The organism is Massilia sp. KIM, from assembly GCF_002007115.1.
Taxonomy (GTDB): Bacteria; Pseudomonadota; Gammaproteobacteria; order Burkholderiales; family Burkholderiaceae_D; genus Telluria.
The window spans coordinates 865,896-883,348 of record NZ_MVAD01000002.1 but is presented as its reverse complement, the minus strand read 5'-3'; the positions used below and the strand labels follow the sequence as shown (position 1 = coordinate 883,348).

Here is a 17,453-nt window from a genome sequence, read left to right as displayed (position 1 = left end):
TCATGTCGATGAGTGTCGGCTCCGAAAGCGGAGATGATGATGCAGTGATGTCAGAAATCAACACGACGCCGCTTGTCGACATCATGTTGGTTCTTCTGATCATCTTCCTGATCACCAGCCCGGTGGTGCTGAACCTGCAGAAAGTGAACCTGCCTGCAGAGACGAACCAGGTCACCAAGACCAAGCCGGAAGACGTCAACATCACCATCAACCGTGATGGCGAGATGTACTACAACCAGACCCGCATCGCGAATACGGACGAGCTGTTCAAGTTCCTCGCGGAGCAGGCGGTGAAAGTGCCGCAACCTGCCGTGAAAGTTCGTGGCGACCAGGAATCCCGCTACGAATCGATCGGCCGGGTGATCTACACGGCACAGCGTGCTGGGATTCAGAAGGTCGGTTTCGTGATCGAACCGCCTGACAGGGGCTAAGCACCTCTGTCCGCGGCGCCAGTTCCCCCAGGGGACGGCGCTGCGTCCCTGACCCCAACATTTGAAAAGGAAACATCATGGGTATGAACGTAGGTTCGGGCTCCGCCAAGGGAGCCGATCCGGAACCGATGATGGAAATGAACATGACGCCGCTGATCGACGTCCTGCTCGTTCTCATCATCATGATGATTATCACGATTCCGAAACAGAACCACTCGGTCAATCTGAACATGCCGGTTGGCAACCCGCCGCCGCTGACGAATGAGAAGCCGCAAGTGATCACCATCGACGTCGACTTCGACGGCACCATCCTCTGGGATGGCCAGGCGATCCCCGATCGCAACACCCTGGAAGCCAAGATGAACGGCGTTGCTGCGATGCCTAACCAGCCTGAAGTGCACCTGCGCCCGAACAAGCTGGTAGAGTACAAGGTAGTTGCAGGCGTGATGGCGACCGCACAGCGTCTCGGCGTCACCAAGATCGGCATGGTCGGTAACGAGCAGTTCCAGTAATCGTTCCATGTTTGACCAACACGGCAGGGTTTCCCTGCCGTGTCCATTTTGAAGAAGGATGTTTTCAGATGACTAAATTCCGTCTCGCACACCTTGGCCTCGCGCTGGCCGCGCTTGGTTTCACTGCGGCCGTTCCGGTCGTCGGTCTGGCCCCCGTGCACGCCGCAGTCTCGCTGCGTCCGGAAGTCGGTAAACCCCTGCAGCAAGCGCAAGCACAGCTCAAGTCAGGCAATGCCAAAGGTGCACTGGCAACCCTGCGCGACGCGGATAAGGCAGCGAAGACCGATGACGAGCGCTTCCTGATCGAGCGCGTGCGCGCATCGGCCGCATCCTCGGCCGGCGATTGGGATACCGCCGCCTCCTCGTTTGAAAAGCTGCTCGATTCGGGCAAGCTGAGCGCCGGCGAGCGCTCGCAGTTCTCGGAAGGCCTGGTCGGCATCTACATGCGCGCCGGCGACCTGAACAAGGCGAACACCACCATCCAGAACCTGCTGAAGAAAGGCGACGACCCCAAGCTGCGCGCCTACCTGCTGCAGAACTACTACAAGCAAGGCAACATCGCCGCCCTCGAAGCCGAACTGCGCAAGGCTGAAGCCAGCGGCCGCCTGAGCGAAGACCAGCTCGGCATGCTGGCCAACATCCAGCTCAAGAAGAACGACAAGGCAGGCTACGTCAACACCATCGAGAAACTGGCCGCCAGCTATCCGAAGGCCCAGTACTGGAACGACCTGCTGAACCGCGTGCAGGGCAAGCCGGGCTTCTCGGGCCGCCTGGCGGTGGACGTCTACCGCCTGAAGCTGGCCAACAACCTGATGAAGAAGCCGAGCGAGTTCATGGAAATGGCCCAGCTGGTGCTGCAAGCCAAGGCTCCGGCGGAAGCGCTGAAGGTCATCGACAAGGGCTACAAGGCCGGCGCCCTGGGCACCGGTCCGGACGCCGAGCGCCACAAGCGCCTGAAGGATCTGGCCGAGAAGAACCTGGCCGACCAGAACAAGGGCGTCGCCGCCCTCGAAGCCGAGTACACCGCCGCCAAGGACAACGACGCGCTGGTGGGCCTGGGCTACGCGCTGGTGCAGGCAGGCCAGGCCGACAAGGGCCTGAAGATGATGGAAGCGGCGATCAAGGCCGGCGGCCTGCGCTACCCGGACGAAGCCAAGCTGCGCCTGGGCGAAGCCTATGCCGCAGCCGGCAAGAAGTCGCAAGCGATCAGCACGCTCAAGGGCGTGGGCGGCAAGGAAGGCACTGCCGAACTGGCCCGCTACTGGATCATGGCAATCAACCGCCCGATCGCCTGATCGAGCGGCTGACTTAGCTGTCCCGTCGTCCCCGCGCAGGCGGGGACCCAAGTTTTCCGGCGTTTTCGTAACGCATGCGAACTTGGGTCCCCGCCTCCGCGGGGACGACGTTTTTGAGGGCGTGGTCAGGAACGGCCTGATCGGCATACCCGCGCGCCCGATGGGTATCAAGGCGCTGACGGGCGTAGCGGCGCGCCCGATGGGTGTCAATGCGCCGACGGCATAACGGCGCGCCTGATGGGTACAACGGCGCTTTGTCGCTTTTGCTTTTCCACGAATCAACGACCTGCCTCATATCGTCCAGCCACTCTCGCTGCTGTGCAACATCCGTCTTACCGTATAATCAGGTATTTCGTGCCGGCTCTTCCCGGCCCGTGCAACTGGACCAATTGATGAAGGTATTCCGCGGACTTCCCAACGACGAGGCGCGCGCGCCCTGCGCGCTGACGATCGGCAACTTTGACGGTGTACACCGGGGCCACCAGGCCCTGCTGGCGCACGTCCGCAATGCTGCCGCCTCGCTCGGCCTGGAAGCCGCCGTGATGACCTTCGAACCCCACCCGCGCGAATACTTCGCCCAGCGTGCGAACGACCTGTCCAAGGCCCCTGCCCGCATCGCCAACCTGCGCGACAAGCTGGGCGACCTCGGCAATGCCTGCATCGACCGCGTCATCGTCGAGCACTTCGGCGAGCACTTCGCCTCGATGTCCCCGGAAGCCTTCATCGAACGCGTGCTGGTCGAGGGCCTGCACGTGAAATGGCTGATGGTCGGCGACGATTTCCGTTTCGGCGCCAAACGCGCCGGCGACATCGCCATGCTGGCCGAGGCCGGCAAGCGCCACGGCTTCCAGGTCGAGACCCTGCCCGCCGTGATGCACGGCCAGCAGCGCATCTCCTCCTCGGCCGTGCGCGCCGCGCTGGCCGAGGGCGACTTCGCCCGGACCAGCGAACTGCTGGGCCACCCCTACACCATGTCCGGGCACGTGATCCACGGCCAGAAGCTGGGCCGCACGCTCGGCTTCCCCACGCTCAACCTGCGGGTCGTGCACCGCCCTGCCCTGTCCGGCATCTTCGTGGTCCAGGTGCACGGCCTGGCCGAGCATCCGCTGCCGGCCGTCGCCAGCCTGGGCGTGCGTCCCACCGTCGAGGACGCCGGCCGCATGCTGCTCGAAGTCCACATCTTCGATTTCCAGCAATCCTGCTACGGCAAGCTGGTGCGGGTCGAATTCCTGGCCAAGCTGCGCGACGAGGAGAAATACGAGGACCTGGCCACCCTCACCGCCGCGATCGACCGCGACGCGGCCCAGGCCCGCGCCTTCTTTGCCCACCGCAACGGCGCCTCCACCGCGACCGACCGAATTTGATGCGCCGCGCGCATCCGCGCCCCGGCCAGGTCCTGGGCGCACCCTGAACAGCATCCTTACCAGAAGAACCTTATGTCCGACTCTAAACAATCGCAGGGCGGCCCGAAAGCGGGCGCCAAGAAGCCTGAGAGCAAGTACCCGGTCAATATGACCGACACCCCCTTCCCGATGCGCGGCGACCTCGCCAAGCGCGAACCGGGCTGGGTCAAGCAGTGGCAGGAAAAGAAGATCTACCAGCGCATCCGTAAGGCGGCCGCCGGCCGTCCGCGCTTCGTGCTGCACGACGGTCCGCCCTACGCCAACGGCGACATCCACCTGGGCCACGCCGTCAACAAGATCCTGAAGGACATGGTGGTGAAGTCGCGCACCATCGCCGGCTTCGACGCGCCCTATGTGCCGGGTTGGGACTGCCACGGCATGCCGATCGAGATCCAGATCGAAAAACAGTACGGCAAGAACCTGCCGACCGCCGAGGTGCTGCAGAAGGCCCGCGCCTACGCGCTCGAGCAGATCGACCGCCAGCGCGCCGGCTTCATCCGCCTGGGCGTGCTGGGCGAGTGGGACAATCCCTACCTGACCATGGCCTACAGTAACGAGGCCGACGAGCTGCGCGCGCTCGGCAAGATGCTGGACAAGGGCTACGTCTACCGTGGCCTCAAGCCGGTCAACTGGTGCTTCGACTGCGGCTCGGCCCTGGCCGAAGCGGAAGTCGAGTACCAGGACAAGCGCGACCCGGCGATCGACGTCGGCTTCCCCTTCGCCGAGCCGGCCAAGGTGGCCGCGGCCTTCGGCCTGGCCCAGCTCCCGACCGACACCGGCTTCATCGTGATCTGGACCACCACCCCGTGGACCATCCCCTCGAACCAGGCCCTGAACGTCAACCCCGAGGTCAGCTACGCCCTGGTCCAGGCCGAGCGCGATGGCCAGCCCCTGCTGCTGATCCTGGCGCAGGACCTGGTCGAATCCTGCCTGCAGCGCTACAAGCTCGACGGCCAGGTGATCGCCACCACCCTCGGCGACAAGCTGGGCGGCCTGCGCTTCAAGCACCCGCTGCACGCCCAGGACGCCTTCTACGACCGCAGCTCGCCGGTCTACCTGGCGGACTACGTCACCACCGAGAGCGGCACTGGCGTGGTGCACTCGGCCCCGGCCTACGGCCTCGAAGACTTCCAGTCCTGCAAGGCCCACGGCATGAAGGACGACGAGATCCTCAAGCCGGTGATGGGCGACGGCCGCTTCGCCTTGACCCTCCCACTGTTCGGCGGCATGAACATCTGGGAAGCCTCCAAGCCGATCTGCGACGCCCTGCGCGGCGCCGGCGCCCTGTTCGAGCTCAAGATGTTCGAGCACAGCTACATGCACTGCTGGCGCCACAAGACCCCGATCGTCTACCGCGCCACCAGCCAGTGGTTCGCCGGCATGGACGTGACGCCCAAGGACGGCGGCCCGACCCTGCGCCAGACCGCGCTGGCCGGCATCGAGCAGACCCGCTTCTTCCCCGAGTGGGGCCAGGCGCGCCTGCACGGCATGATCGCCAACCGTCCGGACTGGACCCTGTCGCGCCAGCGCCAGTGGGGCGTGCCCATGGCCTTCTTCGTCCACAAGGAGACCGGCGAGCTGCATCCGCGTACCGGCGAGCTGCTCGAGCAGGTCGCCCAGCTGATCGAGAAGGAAGGCATCGACGCCTGGCAGAAGCTCGACCCGGCCACCCTGCTGGGCGAGGACGCCGCCCACTACGAGAAGAACAAGGACACCCTGGACGTCTGGTTCGACTCGGGCACCACCCACCAGACCGTGCTGCGCGGCTCGCACAAGGAACAGTCGCACTTCCCGGCCGACCTCTACCTGGAAGGCTCGGACCAGCACCGCGGCTGGTTCCACTCTTCGCTGCTGACCTCCTCGATGCTCAACGGCCGCCCGCCCTACAAGGCGCTGCTGACCCACGGCTTCACGGTCGACGAACAGGGCAAGAAGATGTCCAAGTCGCTCGGCAACACGCTGGCGCCGCAAAAGATCTCCGACACCCTCGGCGCCGACATCCTGCGCCTGTGGGTGGCCTCGACCGACTACACCGGCGAGCTGTCGATCGGCGACGAGATCCTCAAGCGCGTCACCGAGTCCTACCGCCGTATCCGCAACACCCTGCGCTTCCTGCTGGCCAACACTTCGGACTTCGACCCGGCCAAGGACGCGGTGCCGGTGAGCGAGCTGCTCGAGATCGACCGCTACGCGATCGCCGCGATGGCCCAGATGCAGGCCGAGGTGGCCGCCAGCTTCGAGCGCTACGAGTTCCACCCGGTGGTCGCGCGCCTGCAAAACTACTGCTCGGAAGACCTGGGCGGCTTCTACCTCGACATCCTGAAGGACCGCCTGTACACCACCGGCGTCACCTCGCACGCGCGCCGCTCGGCCCAGACCGCGCTGTGGCACATCGCCCATGCTCTGCTGCGCGTGATGGCCCCGATCCTGTCCTTCACCGCCGAGGAAGCCTGGGCCGTGTTCGCGGGCGAGCAGGCCTACCGCGAGTCCGACGAGACCATCTTCACCCAGACCCTGTGGACCTTCCCGGCTCTGCCGGACGGCGAAGCCCTGCTGGCCAAGTACGCCGCCCTGCGCGAAGTGCGCACCGAGGTCACCAAGCAGCTGGAAGAAGTGCGCGCCTCGGGCGCGATCGGCTCCTCGCTGCAGGCCGAACTCACCATCAAGGCCGCAGGCGAGAAGTACCGCCTGCTCTCCAGCCTGGACGACGACCTGAAGTTCGTCTTCATCACCTCCCAGGCCAGGGTCGAGCAGGTGGCGGGCGAAGCCGAGGAAGCCGTGCTGGTGAGCCCGTCGGAGGCGCAGAAGTGCGAGCGCTGCTGGCACTACCGCCGCGACGTCGGCCACGACCACGCGCATCCGGGCCTGTGCGGCCGCTGCACCAGCAACCTGTTCGGCGGCGGCGAAGCGCGCCGCTACGCCTAAGCCCCGGGCGCGGCCTGTATCGGCGCGCCCGGCACCACCGCCGCTACCCGCCACCAGCGGGCGGCGGCGGGCTTCCTGACCTTTACCATGGCAACCAAAAAGAAACCTGCAATTTCCGGCGTCACCAAGGCGGCTTCCAAGTCGGGCGGCGGCATGCTGCCCTGGCTCGGCCTGGCCCTGATCCTGGTCCTGCTCGACCAGGTCACCAAGATCACGGTCGAGCGCACCTTCTCCTACGGCGAGACGCTGCCGATCACCAGCTTCTTCAACCTGATCCTGGTCTACAACCCGGGCGCGGCCTTCAGCTTCCTGGGCGACGCCGGCGGCTGGCAGCGCTACCTGTTCACCGGCATCGCGGTGGCCGCCGTGGCCTACATCCTCTACCTGCTCAAGCGCCATCCGGGCCAGCGCCTGTTCTGCTTCTCGCTGGCGCTCATCATGGGCGGCGCCATCGGCAACGTGATCGACCGCCTGGCCTATGGCCACGTGATCGACTTCCTCGATTTCTACTGGAAGGGCGTGGGACACTTCCCCGCCTTTAACATCGCCGACATCGGCATCTCGGTGGGCGCCTTCCTGTTCATCGTCGATGAGCTGCGGCGCGTGAACAAGTCCTGATTTCGGAGGCACGAACATGGACCTCAAGGGCAAGAAGATCGTCCTCGGCCTGACCGGCGGCGTGGCCTGCTACAAGTCGGCGGAACTGTGCCGCGCCCTGGTCAAGCAGGGCGCCAGCGTGCAGGTCGTGATGACCGAGGCCGCGACCCATTTCATCGGCGCGGTCACGATGCAGGCCCTGTCCGGCAACACCGTCTACACCGACCAGTGGGACCCGCGGGTGGCCAACAACATGGCCCACATCGACCTGACCCGGGGCGCCGACGCGGTGCTGGTCTCGCCCTGCTCGGCCGACTTCATCCGCAAGCTGGCCCACGGCGCCTGCGACGACCTGCTCTCGACCCTGTGCGTGGCGCGTCCGAGCCGGGTGCCCCTGCTGGTGGCCCCGGCCATGAACGTCGAGATGTGGGACAACCCGGCCACCCAGCGCAACGTGGCCCAGCTGCGCGCCGACGGCGTGCACCTGCTCGGCCCCGCCGTCGGCTCCCAGGCCTGCGGCGAGACCGGCTACGGCCGCATGCTGGAGCCGGCGGAACTGGTCGAGGAACTGATCGCCTCCTTCCAGCACAAGGTGCTGGCCGGGCGCCGCGTCCTGATCACGGCCGGCCCGACCTTCGAGCCGATCGACCCGGTGCGCGGGATCACCAATCTGTCCTCGGGCAAGATGGGCTATGCGGTGGCGCGCGCCGCGCGCGAGGCCGGCGCCGAGGTCACCCTGGTGTCCGGTCCGACCTCGCTGGCCACGCCGCATGGCGTGCGCCGCATCGACGTGCTCACCGCCCAGCAGATGCACGACGCGGTGATGGCCAACGTCTCCGGCCAGCACGTCTTCGTCGGCGTGGCGGCGGTGGCCGACTGGCGCGTGGCCAATGCCAGCGACCACAAGCTCAAGAAGGCCGCCGACGGCGCCCCGCCCCAGCTCGAATTTGTCCAGAACGCCGACATCCTGGCCTCGGTGGCCTCCACCACCTCGCTCTCGGGCTGGCCGTATTGCGTGGGCTTCGCGGCGGAATCGGAAAATCTGATGGAATACGGCGCGGCCAAGCGCGAGCGCAAAGGCATTCCTTTATTGGTGGGTAATATAGGCCCACAGACCTTCGGACAGGACGAGAACACCATCATCCTGTTCGACGAGAGCGGCCACACGGTGCTTGAACGCGCGGACAAGCTCACGCTCGCGCGCCAGCTCGTGTCCGAGATCGCCAAGCGGCTCGAACGGCGCTCCCTCCTGACCTGAACCTTAGCAAGATGAAGACCATCGACCTCAAGATCCTCGATTCGCGCATGCGCGAACTCCTGCCGGCCTACGGCACCCCCGGCAGCGCCGGCCTCGACCTGCGCGCCTGCATCGACGCGCCCCTGGTCATCGAGCCCGGGCAGACCGTGCTGGTGCCGACCGGCCTGGCGATCCACATCGGCGACCCGGGCTACGCCGCCATGATCCTGCCGCGCAGCGGGCTCGGCCATAAGAACGGCATCGTTCTCGGCAATCTGGTAGGCTTAATCGACTCCGACTACCAGGGCCAGCTGATGGTCTCGACCTGGAACCGCAGCCACAGCGTCTTTACGCTGCAGCCGATGGACCGCCTCGCGCAGCTCGTGGTGGTGCCCGTGCTGCAGGTGGGTTTCAACGTGGTGGAGGAGTTCGCATCGAGCGACCGGGGCGCCAACGGGTTTGGGAGCACCGGCAAACAATAACAAGACACGAGGAGTACCATGATCCGCATCCATCGCCTGCCTGCGCTCACGCGCCCGGTCGCGCTGGCCCTTGCTACCGCCGCTTTCCTGTCCGCCTGCTCCACGCCGGGCCCCACCCAGTATCCTTCCCAGCCGGGCGTCCTGGCGCCCGAGCCCGGCAAGCCCGAGCTGACCCCGCAGATGGCGGCGGCGGCCGACACCCTCACCAAGATGGCCACCCTGCAGGATCGCCTGTACCGGGTCGCGGCTCCCCTCCTGATCGACAACGCGGAGCTGTGCACCAGGCACGCCCGCAACCTGCTCGGTTTCACCGCCAAGAACCGCTATGCCTATCCGGGCACCTACAACGAAGCCGCGCACGTGGTGTTCGGCATGGGCGAGCGCCTGCAGGTGACCAATGTGCTGGCCGGCAGCGGCGCCGCCAAGGCCGGCCTGCGCCAGGGCGACGGCCTGGTGGCGGCGGGCGGCAAGCCCCTGCCCGAAGGCCCGAGCGCGCTGTCCCAGGCGGGCGCGGTGTTCGGTCCGATCATGGCCAAGCAGGCCACCCTGCCCCTCACCATCGAGCGCAACGGCAGCAACCGCGACCTGAACATCCCGGTGACCCGCGCCTGCGCCTTCGCCATCGAGCTGGGCAACGCGGACAACGTCAACGCCTACGCCGACGGCCAGCGCGTGATGGTCACGCGCGGCATGATGAACTTCACCCAGAACGACGACGAGCTGGCCTACGTGCTGGCGCGCACCATGGCGCACAACATGCTGGGCCACGCGGCCTCGCAACGCAACGCGGCGACCATCGCCAGCATCGTCGACAACCTGATGCGCATCACGCCGGACACCTCGATGCTGATCGGCAGCGGCGGGATCAAGGCGATGCCGGGCGAGGCCGATGCGGCGGCGGACCGGCTGGCCATGTACCTGCTGGCGCGCGCGGATTACCGCATCGAGGGCGTGAACGGGTTCTGGAAGCGGCTGGCTTCGACCTATCCGGCCACTGTGCTCAATGGCTACACGGCGAACCATCCGGGTCTGGCGGCGCGCAGCGCGGCGGTGGACAAGGCGCTGGCCGAGATTCGGACGAAGCGGTCGGGGAATAAGCCCTTGGTGCCTTGAGGTGGGTGGCGCTAGCTTGCGCTAACGTTTAGCGCGCAAACTTGGGTCCCCGCCTCCGCGGGGACGACGTTTTAGGGCTAGTGGCAAGAATCAATCTATACCACTACCTTCAGCACGTCGTCCCCGGCCTCGGCGGCCCCCTTGGCGGGGACCCAAGTTTCTACGCATACCGCATCGCCACTTCCCCCCACATCGCCCATCCCCAACACTCCCCCTTCTTTTTTTGTATCATTGTCCATCGCAACCTTTGACGCTGCTCAAGCAGCCTCCCGCCCATGGACAGTATCGACCTCGAAGTACTGAAGACTTCCGCCGCCTGGCTGGCCTCAGGGCGCCGCTGCCAGCTGGTCACGGTGATCAAGACCTGGGGTTCGAGCCCGCGCCCCATCGGCGCCACCCTCGCCGTCTGCGAGGACGGCCAGGTGGTCGGTTCGGTCTCCGGCGGCTGCATCGAGGACGACCTGATCGACAAGGTGCGCCGCAACGGCATCGAACTGTCCCGCCCCGAGATCGTCAGCTACGGCATCAGCGCCGACGAGGCCCACCGCTTCGGCCTGCCCTGCGGCGGCACCATCGAGCTGGCCATCGAGCCGCTCTCCCCCGCCAGCCGCATCGATGAACTGCTGGCGCGCCTGGCCGCCGGTGAACTGGTCGAGCGCGGCGTCGACCTGGACAGCGGCGCCGTATCCTTGGAACGCGCCGCCGCCAGCGCCGTGCAGCGGGTCGAGGGCCGCGTGCTGCGCACCATCCACGGCCCGCGCTGGCGCCTCTACATCATCGGCGCCGGCCCGTTGTCGCGCTTCCTGGCCCAGGTAGCGGCCGGCATGGACTACCGCGTCACCGTGTGCGACCCGCGCGAGGAATACCGCAGCGGCTGGAATATCCCCGGGGTCGAGCTGGTCCACGCCATGCCCGACGACCTGGTGATCGAAGCCAGGCTGGACGCGCGCAGCGCCGTCGTGGCCCTCACCCACGATCCCAAGCTCGACGACCTGGCCCTGATGGAAGCGCTCAAGTCGGAGGCCTTCTACGTCGGTGCGATCGGCTCGCGCCTGAACAACCAGAAGCGCCGCGAACGCCTCAAGCTGTTCGACCTGAATGAGGAACAGCTGGCGCGCCTGCACGGTCCGATCGGCCTCTACATCGGCAGCAAGACGCCTTCCGAGATCGCGATCTCGATCATGGCCGAGATGACGGCGGTGAAGAACGGCGTCCCGACGGCGATGCTGGTGCCGCATGCGGCCGCCATCGAGGCCGCCTCCACCGAGGTCTGCGCCCGCGCCGCCTGAATTCGAGAGCAAGAACCGGGTGGCGCGCGGCTTGCCGCGCAGCCACCATGACGGGACTCCGAGCGGGTCCGACCTGATACCACGATGAATACCGTCAACATGCTGCGCCTGGTGGCGCTCGCCGCCATCTGGGGCGGTTCCTTCCTCTTCATGCGCATCGCCGCGCCGGTGCTGGGCCCGGCCGTGCTGATCGAGTACCGGGTGCTGTTCGCCGCCCTGTTCCTGGCCGCCGTGGCCTGGTTCCTGCGGGGCCGCGCCTCCACCGCGCCGCTCGACCTGCGCACGCATTGGAAGCATTACCTGATCCTCGGCCTGATGAACTCGGCCCTGCCCTTCCTGCTGTTCGCCTTCGCCGCGCGCACCCTGTCGGCCTCGGTGCTGTCGGTGCTGAACGCCACCGCGCCCATGTTCGGCGCCCTGGTCGCCTTCGTCTGGGCGCGCCAGCCGGTGAGTGGCCGCAGCGCCCTCGGCCTGCTGCTGGGCACGCTGGGCGTGGCCTTGCTGGTCGGCTTCGACCATACCTCGGATCTCCCGGGCGCCGGCGTGGCGGTGGCCGCAGCCCTGGCCGCCGCCTTGTGCTACAGCGTGGCCAGCCAGTACGCCAAGTCGGCCAAGGCGGTGCCGCCCTTCGCCAACGCCCACGGCTCGATGTGGGCGGCGGCGCTCTGGGTGCTGCCCGCCCTGCCCTTCTTCCCGCAACCGGGCCAGGCCACGCCGGGAATCATGGCCGCCGTGCTGGCCCTGGGCATCCTGTGCAGCGGCATCGCCTACATCCTCTACTTCAAACTGATCGAGGAAGTCGGCACCACCTCGGCCCTCACCGTCACCTTCCTGAACCCGGTGTTCGGCATCCTCTGGGGTGCGATCTTCCTGCACGAGGTGGTGGGCTGGCACACCCTGCTCGGCTCGGCCATCGTGCTGCTGGGCACGGCCCTGGTGACCGGCTTCACGCCCTCCTTCCTGCGCGCGCCCGCCGCCGCCGCGCGCGGCAAGTGATGGCCGTCAGCCTGACGATCCCGCTGCCGGCCGGCTACCGCCTGCGCGACGTGCTTGCCTTCCACGGGCGCGACGCCGAAGGCCTGGCCGAACAGGTGGGCGCGGACGGCCTGCGCAAGGGCATCCTGCTGGAGGGGACGCCGGTGCTGCTGGAGATCGGCTTCGCCCAGGACGCCGCCCGCTGCCGCATCGCCGCCGACGGCAAGCTGACGGCCAGGCTGCGCGCCGCCGCCGAAGAGGCCCTGCTCAATATGCTGGGGCTGCGCATCGACCCCGCCGCCTTCGCCGATGCGGCGCGCGAGGACCCGATGCTCGGCCCGCTGCTGGCGCGCCAGCCCGGCCTGCGCATCGTGCAGTCGGCCACCGTATTCGAGGCCCTGACCTGGGCCATCATCGGCCAGCAGATCAACCTGAGTTTCGCCATCTCCCTGCGCCGCACCCTCATCCAGCTGGCCGGCCACCCCCATTCGAGCGGCCTGTGGTGCTACCCGGAAGCGGCCGACGTGGCGCGGCTGGAGCTCGAGGAGCTAACCAGCCGTAAATTCTCCGGCGCAAAGGCGGAAACCCTGCTGCGCCTGGCCCGGCTCGTGCACGAGGGCGAACTCTCGCTCGACCGCGAGCGGGATCCGCAGGAGGTCAGCCGCGAATTGCTGGCCATCAAGGGCATCGGCCCCTGGACCGTCAACTACGCCCTGCTGCGCGGCTATGCCTATGCGGACTGTTCGCTGCACGGCGACGTGGCGGTGCGCAGCGCCCTGCACAAGCTGGCCGGCGGCGAGACGCGTCCCGACATCGCCCAGGCCGAGCGGATGCTGGAACGCTACAAGCCGCACCGCACCATGGCCGCAGCCTATCTCTGGGCCAGCCTGTCGGAGCAAGCCGGCTGAATCAGTTCCGGCATAACAGCTCCGGCTGAACCAGTTCAGGCTTAACCAGTTCAGGCTTAACCAGTTCCGGATCAACCAGGTCCGGCTTAGCCAGTTCCGGCTTAACCAGTTCCGGCTGAACCATTTGCGCCTGAACCGGGTCCGGCTTAACCGGGCCCGGCTGAACCGGCCACGCGGCATGATGACGCTCGACTCGCCCTCCCGGCTCATTCAATTCCATCGCGGCAAGCCGTCGAATTGCTGGGCGCCCTCTCCCGAGAAACGAATCAGTTCGGCCAGCGGCACCGTCGCCAGGTTGTCGCGCCCGTAGTGCCCGCCGAGGGCGCTGGGAATCTTGAGGCAGTACTTGCGCCCGTCGGGCAGCGGACCGAGCGCGGCCTCGGCCAGGCGCACGGCTTCCGGCATGTACCAGTCGTTGAGGAAATCCTGGTTGTAGGCCAGCGCGTCCAGCGCGGCCCGGCTGCTGGCCACGGGTTCGCAGCACAGGTCTTGTGGCCGCAGGCGCCAGTAATGGTCGTCTTCGTCGCGGATGATGAGGTTGCCGAAGGCGTTGGCGCCGAGAACCTCGACCGCCGTCAGGCCCACCCAGCCCCAGGCCTCGTTGATATCGTCGACATCGATCATGGATTGCCCCTTGCGTACACGCCGGCGCGGGACCGGCCTTTGCACGGTTTGACAGGGCGCGCGGGAGGGAATTTCAGCCGAACGCAGCAGGTTTGCGCTGGATCGAGCCGCGAGGGGCGCAAAACGGAAAAGGCCGCTGATTCTTGCGAATCAACGGCCTTCGAATTCTGGTTGCGGGGACAGGATTTGAACCTGTGACCTTCGGGTTATGAGCCCGACGAGCTGCCAGACTGCTCCACCCCGCGTCTGATGCTTTGCATTATACGGGCTTTCCCACTTTTAGGCAAACTCAATCCAGCCACGATGTGCGATTGCAGCACGTAATGGCTCAAGCATGATGCCCGAGGAGCGCTTTCAGCCCCTTTCCGGGATCACATCGGCAACACAATCAGTGTAAAGTAAGGGCAATCTCAATTTGTCGATGACCTATGAAATTCTGCTCCGAGTGCGCCCACCCTGTCGCGCTGGCCATTCCTGAAGGCGACAACCGGCCGCGCTACGTGTGCACGCACTGCCACACGATTCATTACCAAAATCCCAAGCTGGTCATCGGTTCCATTCCCGTCTGGGAACAAGACGGCAAGCTGCAGGTGCTGCTGTGCCGCCGCGCGATCGAGCCGCGCTACGGCTACTGGACCCTGCCGGCCGGTTTCATGGAAAACGAGGAAACCACCGAACAGGCCGCCGTGCGCGAAACCGAGGAGGAAGCCGGCGCCAACGTCGAGCTCGGCAACCTCTTCACCCTGCTGAACGTGGCCCACGTGCACCAGGTGCACCTGTTTTACCTGGCGCGCCTGCGCGACCTCGACTTCGCGCCGGGCATCGAAAGCCTGGAAGTCCAGCTCTTCGCCGAGGACGAGATTCCCTGGGACGAACTGGCCTTCCCCACCATCAGCACCACCCTGGAACTCTTCTTTGCCGACCGGATCAAACTGCGCGAAGGCGGCAGCTACGGGTTCCACAGCCGGGACATCGTTCGCCCCATGCTAGCTCCGCGAGAGCCCGACTGAGCCGCGCGAGGCCCCATGATTCCCTGGCTCGAGCCTGAAACGCCGTTTCCCGACGTGTCCGAGGCCCTGACCGTGGACGCGCCCGGCCTGCTTGCGGCCGGCGCCGACCTTTCTCCCCAGCGCCTCCTTCTTGCCTACCAGAACGGTATCTTTCCCTGGTTCTCCGAGGGCCAGCCCATCCTGTGGTGGAGCACCGACCCGCGCATGGTGCTCTACACCGAGCACTTCAAGATCAGCGACAGCCTCAAAAAAACCCTGCGCAAGGTCGAGCGCAGCCGCCAGGCGGGCGGCCCCTGGGAAGTGCGCTTCGACAGCGCCTTCGAGGATGTGATGCGCGCCTGCGCCGCCCCGCGCAAGGACGGGCCCGGCACCTGGATTTCCGACGACATCATCGCCGGCTACACCGGCCTGCACGCGATGGGCTACGCCCATTCCGCCGAAGTCTGGCTGGATGGCGAGCTGGTCGGCGGCGCCTACGGGGTGTGCATCGGCCGCATGTTCTATGGCGAGTCGATGTTCGCGCGCGTCTCGGACGCTTCCAAGGTGGCGCTCGCCTACCTGGTGGCCTTCCTGCGCGCCCAGGGTGTTCGCATGATCGACTGCCAGCAGGAGACCGGCCACCTGGCCTCGCTGGGCGCGGCGCCGATCCCGCGCAGCCGCTTCCTGGAGCACCTGCGCCTGGCCATCCGCGAGCCGGCCATCCGTGCCTGGGAGGTGACGGCACCGTTGACTGGCTAACAGTGCGGTGCCCGCGATTTCGCTAGAATAGGTGGACACCACGTCGTCTCGAGAGCTTTGCATGACGCACCTTAATGACCTGCCCTTCGCCACGCTGCAGTTCTATACCACGGCGCCCTATCCGTGCAGCTACCTCGACGCACGCCAGGCCAGGTCCCAGGTGGCGACGCCCTCGCACCTCATCAATGCCGACGTGTATTCCGAGCTGGTCAAGAACGGATTCCGCCGCAGCGGCATCTTCACCTACCGTCCCTATTGCGACGGCTGCCAGGCCTGCATCCCGGTGCGGGTCAAGTGCGAGGACTTCCACCCCAACCGCACCCAGCGCCGCGCCTGGAAGCGCCACGGCAACCTGGTCGCCATGGTCGCCAACCTGGCCTTCTCGGACGAGCACTACGCCCTCTACCTGCGCTACCAGACCACCCGCCACGTGGGCGGCGGCATGGACCAGGACAGCCGCGACCAGTACGCCCAGTTCCTGCTGCAAAGCCGCGTCAACACCCGCCTGGTCGAATTCCGCGAGCCGGACGGCACCCTGCGCATGGTCTCGATCATCGACGTCCTGTCGGACGGCCTGTCCTCGGTCTACACCTTCTTCGACCCCGAGGTCGAGGGCGCGTCCTACGGCACCTACAACGTGATGTGGCAGGTGAACCAGGCGCGCGAGCTCGGCCTGGGCTACGTCTACCTCGGCTACTGGATAGAGCAGAGCCCCAAGATGGCCTACAAGATCAACTTCCGGCCGCTGGAAGCGCGCATCAACGGCGCCTGGTCCGTGCTCGAACGCTGAAGCGGCCGGGCCCGCTTCTGGAAGGCGGGCGCGGCGACACTGTAGAATGACGGGGATTATCCACTCGAGTACCCCATGTCCGACAAACTCCTGTACGCCCTCGCCCGTCCCCTGCTGTTCTCGCTCGATCCTGAGAAAGCCCACAATGTCGCCCTGCCCGCCCTGCGCCGCGCCGCCTCCCTCGGGCTGACCGGCCTGGTCTCCAAGCCGCGTCCCGACCCGCGCACCGTCATGGGCATCACCTTCCCGAACCCGGTCGGCCTGGCGGCCGGCCTGGACAAGGACGGCGCCTACATCGACGGCCTGGCCGCGCTCGGCTTCGGTTCGATCGAGGTCGGCACCGTGACCCCGCGCCCCCAGGGCGGCAATCCGAAGCCGCGCATCTTCCGCCTGCCGCGCGCGCGCGGCATCATCAACCGCATGGGCTTCAACAATGGCGGCGTGGACGCCTTCGTCGCCAACGTCCAGGCTTCGCGCTTCTACCAGGAGCGCCAGGGCGTGCTGGGCCTGAACATCGGCAAGAATGCCGACACCCCGATCGAGAGCGCGGCCGAGGACTACCTGCACTGCCTGCGCAAGGTCTACCCCTACGCCAGCTACGTGACGGTGAACATCTCCTCGCCCAACACCAAGAACCTGCGCCAGTTGCAGGGCGCGTCCGAGCTGGACGCCCTGCTGTCGCAGCTGAAGGATGAGCAGAAGCGCCTGGCCGACCAGCACGGCCGCTACGTGCCGGTGGCGCTCAAGATCGCGCCGGACGTGGACGGCGACCAGATCCGCGACATCGCCGGCGCCCTGCTGCGCCACAAGATGGATGGCGTGATCGCCACCAACACCACCCTCAACCGCCGCGACGTCGAAGGCATGAAGCATGCGGGCGAAGCGGGCGGCCTGTCGGGCGCGCCGGTGTTCGAGCAGTCGACCATCGTGATCCGCGCGCTCAAGAAGGAGCTGGGCGACGAGGTGCCCATCATCGGCGTGGGCGGCATCATGCGCGGCCAGGACGCGCGCGAGAAATTCGCGGCCGGGGCCAAGCTGGTGCAGCTCTACAGTGGCTTGATCTACGCGGGGCCAGGCCTGGTGCGCGAATGCGCCGAGGCCCTGCGCGACATGTAAAGGGAAAC

18 protein-coding genes and 1 tRNA gene are annotated in these 17,453 nt (G+C 66.6%); 16 read left to right on the top strand and 3 right to left on the bottom strand.

Annotated elements, in window-relative coordinates; all coding sequences use genetic code 11:
* Window positions 1-2: 2 nt before the first annotated feature.
* From B0920_RS18630 to B0920_RS18575, 12 genes are all read left to right on the top strand, one after another.
* On the top strand, window positions 3-431 hold the full coding sequence (locus B0920_RS18630; protein ID WP_078034140.1) for a biopolymer transporter ExbD: 429 nt from the start codon (window positions 3-5) through the stop codon (window positions 429-431).
* 77 nt (window positions 432-508) lie between these two features.
* A complete protein-coding gene (locus tag B0920_RS18625; protein ID WP_179119223.1) occupies window positions 509-943 on the top strand; it encodes a biopolymer transporter ExbD in 435 nt (144 codons plus the stop codon).
* Between the two features lie 68 nt (window positions 944-1,011).
* Window positions 1,012-2,238: a lipopolysaccharide assembly protein LapB gene (locus B0920_RS18620; RefSeq protein ID WP_078034138.1), complete on the top strand. Its 1,227-nt coding sequence runs from the start codon at window positions 1,012-1,014 to the stop codon at window positions 2,236-2,238.
* A 392-nt stretch (window positions 2,239-2,630) separates the two neighbouring features.
* Window positions 2,631-3,602 carry a bifunctional riboflavin kinase/FAD synthetase gene (locus B0920_RS18615; RefSeq protein WP_078034137.1) on the top strand — a complete coding sequence of 324 codons (972 nt, stop codon included), beginning with the start codon at window positions 2,631-2,633 and terminating at the stop codon, window positions 3,600-3,602.
* A gap of 72 nt (window positions 3,603-3,674) precedes the next feature.
* Window positions 3,675-6,566 (top strand): isoleucine--tRNA ligase, encoded by a 2,892-nt coding sequence (ileS, locus tag B0920_RS18610; RefSeq protein ID WP_078034136.1) that lies wholly within the window; start codon window positions 3,675-3,677, stop codon window positions 6,564-6,566.
* A gap of 87 nt (window positions 6,567-6,653) precedes the next feature.
* On the top strand, window positions 6,654-7,184 hold the full coding sequence (gene lspA / locus B0920_RS18605; protein WP_078034135.1) for a signal peptidase II: 531 nt from the start codon (window positions 6,654-6,656) through the stop codon (window positions 7,182-7,184).
* A gap of 16 nt (window positions 7,185-7,200) precedes the next feature.
* The gene (gene coaBC, locus B0920_RS18600) at window positions 7,201-8,421 is read left to right on the top strand and encodes a bifunctional phosphopantothenoylcysteine decarboxylase/phosphopantothenate--cysteine ligase CoaBC (RefSeq protein WP_078034134.1); all 1,221 of its coding nucleotides are present in this window, start codon (window positions 7,201-7,203) and stop codon (window positions 8,419-8,421) included.
* Window positions 8,422-8,432: 11 nt separating this feature from the next.
* On the top strand, window positions 8,433-8,882 hold the full coding sequence (gene dut / locus B0920_RS18595) for a dUTP diphosphatase (protein ID WP_078034133.1): 450 nt from the start codon (window positions 8,433-8,435) through the stop codon (window positions 8,880-8,882).
* Between the two features lie 18 nt (window positions 8,883-8,900).
* Window positions 8,901-9,995, top strand: coding sequence for a M48 family metallopeptidase (locus B0920_RS18590; protein ID WP_078034132.1), 1,095 nt, complete (start codon window positions 8,901-8,903; stop codon window positions 9,993-9,995).
* Between the two features lie 275 nt (window positions 9,996-10,270).
* The gene (locus B0920_RS18585) at window positions 10,271-11,284 is read left to right on the top strand and encodes an XdhC family protein (protein WP_078034131.1); all 1,014 of its coding nucleotides are present in this window, start codon (window positions 10,271-10,273) and stop codon (window positions 11,282-11,284) included.
* A gap of 84 nt (window positions 11,285-11,368) precedes the next feature.
* Window positions 11,369-12,280: a DMT family transporter gene (locus B0920_RS18580; RefSeq protein WP_229455747.1), complete on the top strand. Its 912-nt coding sequence runs from the start codon at window positions 11,369-11,371 to the stop codon at window positions 12,278-12,280.
* The gene (locus tag B0920_RS18575; RefSeq protein WP_078034130.1) at window positions 12,280-13,167 is read left to right on the top strand and encodes a DNA-3-methyladenine glycosylase; all 888 of its coding nucleotides are present in this window, start codon (window positions 12,280-12,282) and stop codon (window positions 13,165-13,167) included. Before B0920_RS18580 ends, B0920_RS18575 begins: the two co-directional genes overlap by 1 nt.
* 1 nt (window position 13,168) lies before the next feature.
* Here B0920_RS18575 and B0920_RS25695 read toward each other — a convergent pair whose 3' ends face one another.
* The 3 genes from B0920_RS25695 to B0920_RS18565 form a co-directional block, all read right to left on the bottom strand.
* Window positions 13,169-13,387 (bottom strand): hypothetical protein, encoded by a 219-nt coding sequence (locus B0920_RS25695; protein ID WP_143745832.1) that lies wholly within the window; start codon window positions 13,385-13,387, stop codon window positions 13,169-13,171.
* Entirely contained in the window at window positions 13,378-13,791 is a 414-nt protein-coding gene (locus B0920_RS18570) for a T6SS immunity protein Tdi1 domain-containing protein (RefSeq protein WP_078034129.1), read from the bottom strand. The genes B0920_RS25695 and B0920_RS18570 overlap by 10 nt, the downstream gene beginning before the upstream one ends.
* Window positions 13,792-13,959: 168 nt before the next feature.
* Window positions 13,960-14,036: transfer RNA gene (locus tag B0920_RS18565), tRNA-Met, on the bottom strand.
* Between the two features lie 183 nt (window positions 14,037-14,219).
* Here B0920_RS18565 and B0920_RS18560 point away from each other — a divergent pair.
* From B0920_RS18560 to B0920_RS18545, 4 genes are all read left to right on the top strand, one after another.
* Window positions 14,220-14,801 carry an NUDIX hydrolase gene (locus B0920_RS18560; RefSeq protein ID WP_078034128.1) on the top strand — a complete coding sequence of 194 codons (582 nt, stop codon included), beginning with the start codon at window positions 14,220-14,222 and terminating at the stop codon, window positions 14,799-14,801.
* A 15-nt stretch (window positions 14,802-14,816) separates the two neighbouring features.
* Window positions 14,817-15,539, top strand: a complete 723-nt coding sequence (gene aat / locus B0920_RS18555) for a leucyl/phenylalanyl-tRNA--protein transferase (RefSeq protein ID WP_078034127.1) — start codon at window positions 14,817-14,819, stop codon at window positions 15,537-15,539.
* 61 nt (window positions 15,540-15,600) lie between these two features.
* Window positions 15,601-16,329, top strand: a complete 729-nt coding sequence (locus B0920_RS18550; RefSeq protein WP_078034126.1) for an arginyltransferase — start codon at window positions 15,601-15,603, stop codon at window positions 16,327-16,329.
* A 75-nt stretch (window positions 16,330-16,404) separates the two neighbouring features.
* Window positions 16,405-17,445 (top strand): quinone-dependent dihydroorotate dehydrogenase, encoded by a 1,041-nt coding sequence (locus B0920_RS18545; protein WP_078034125.1) that lies wholly within the window; start codon window positions 16,405-16,407, stop codon window positions 17,443-17,445.
* Window positions 17,446-17,453: the final 8 nt, after the last annotated feature.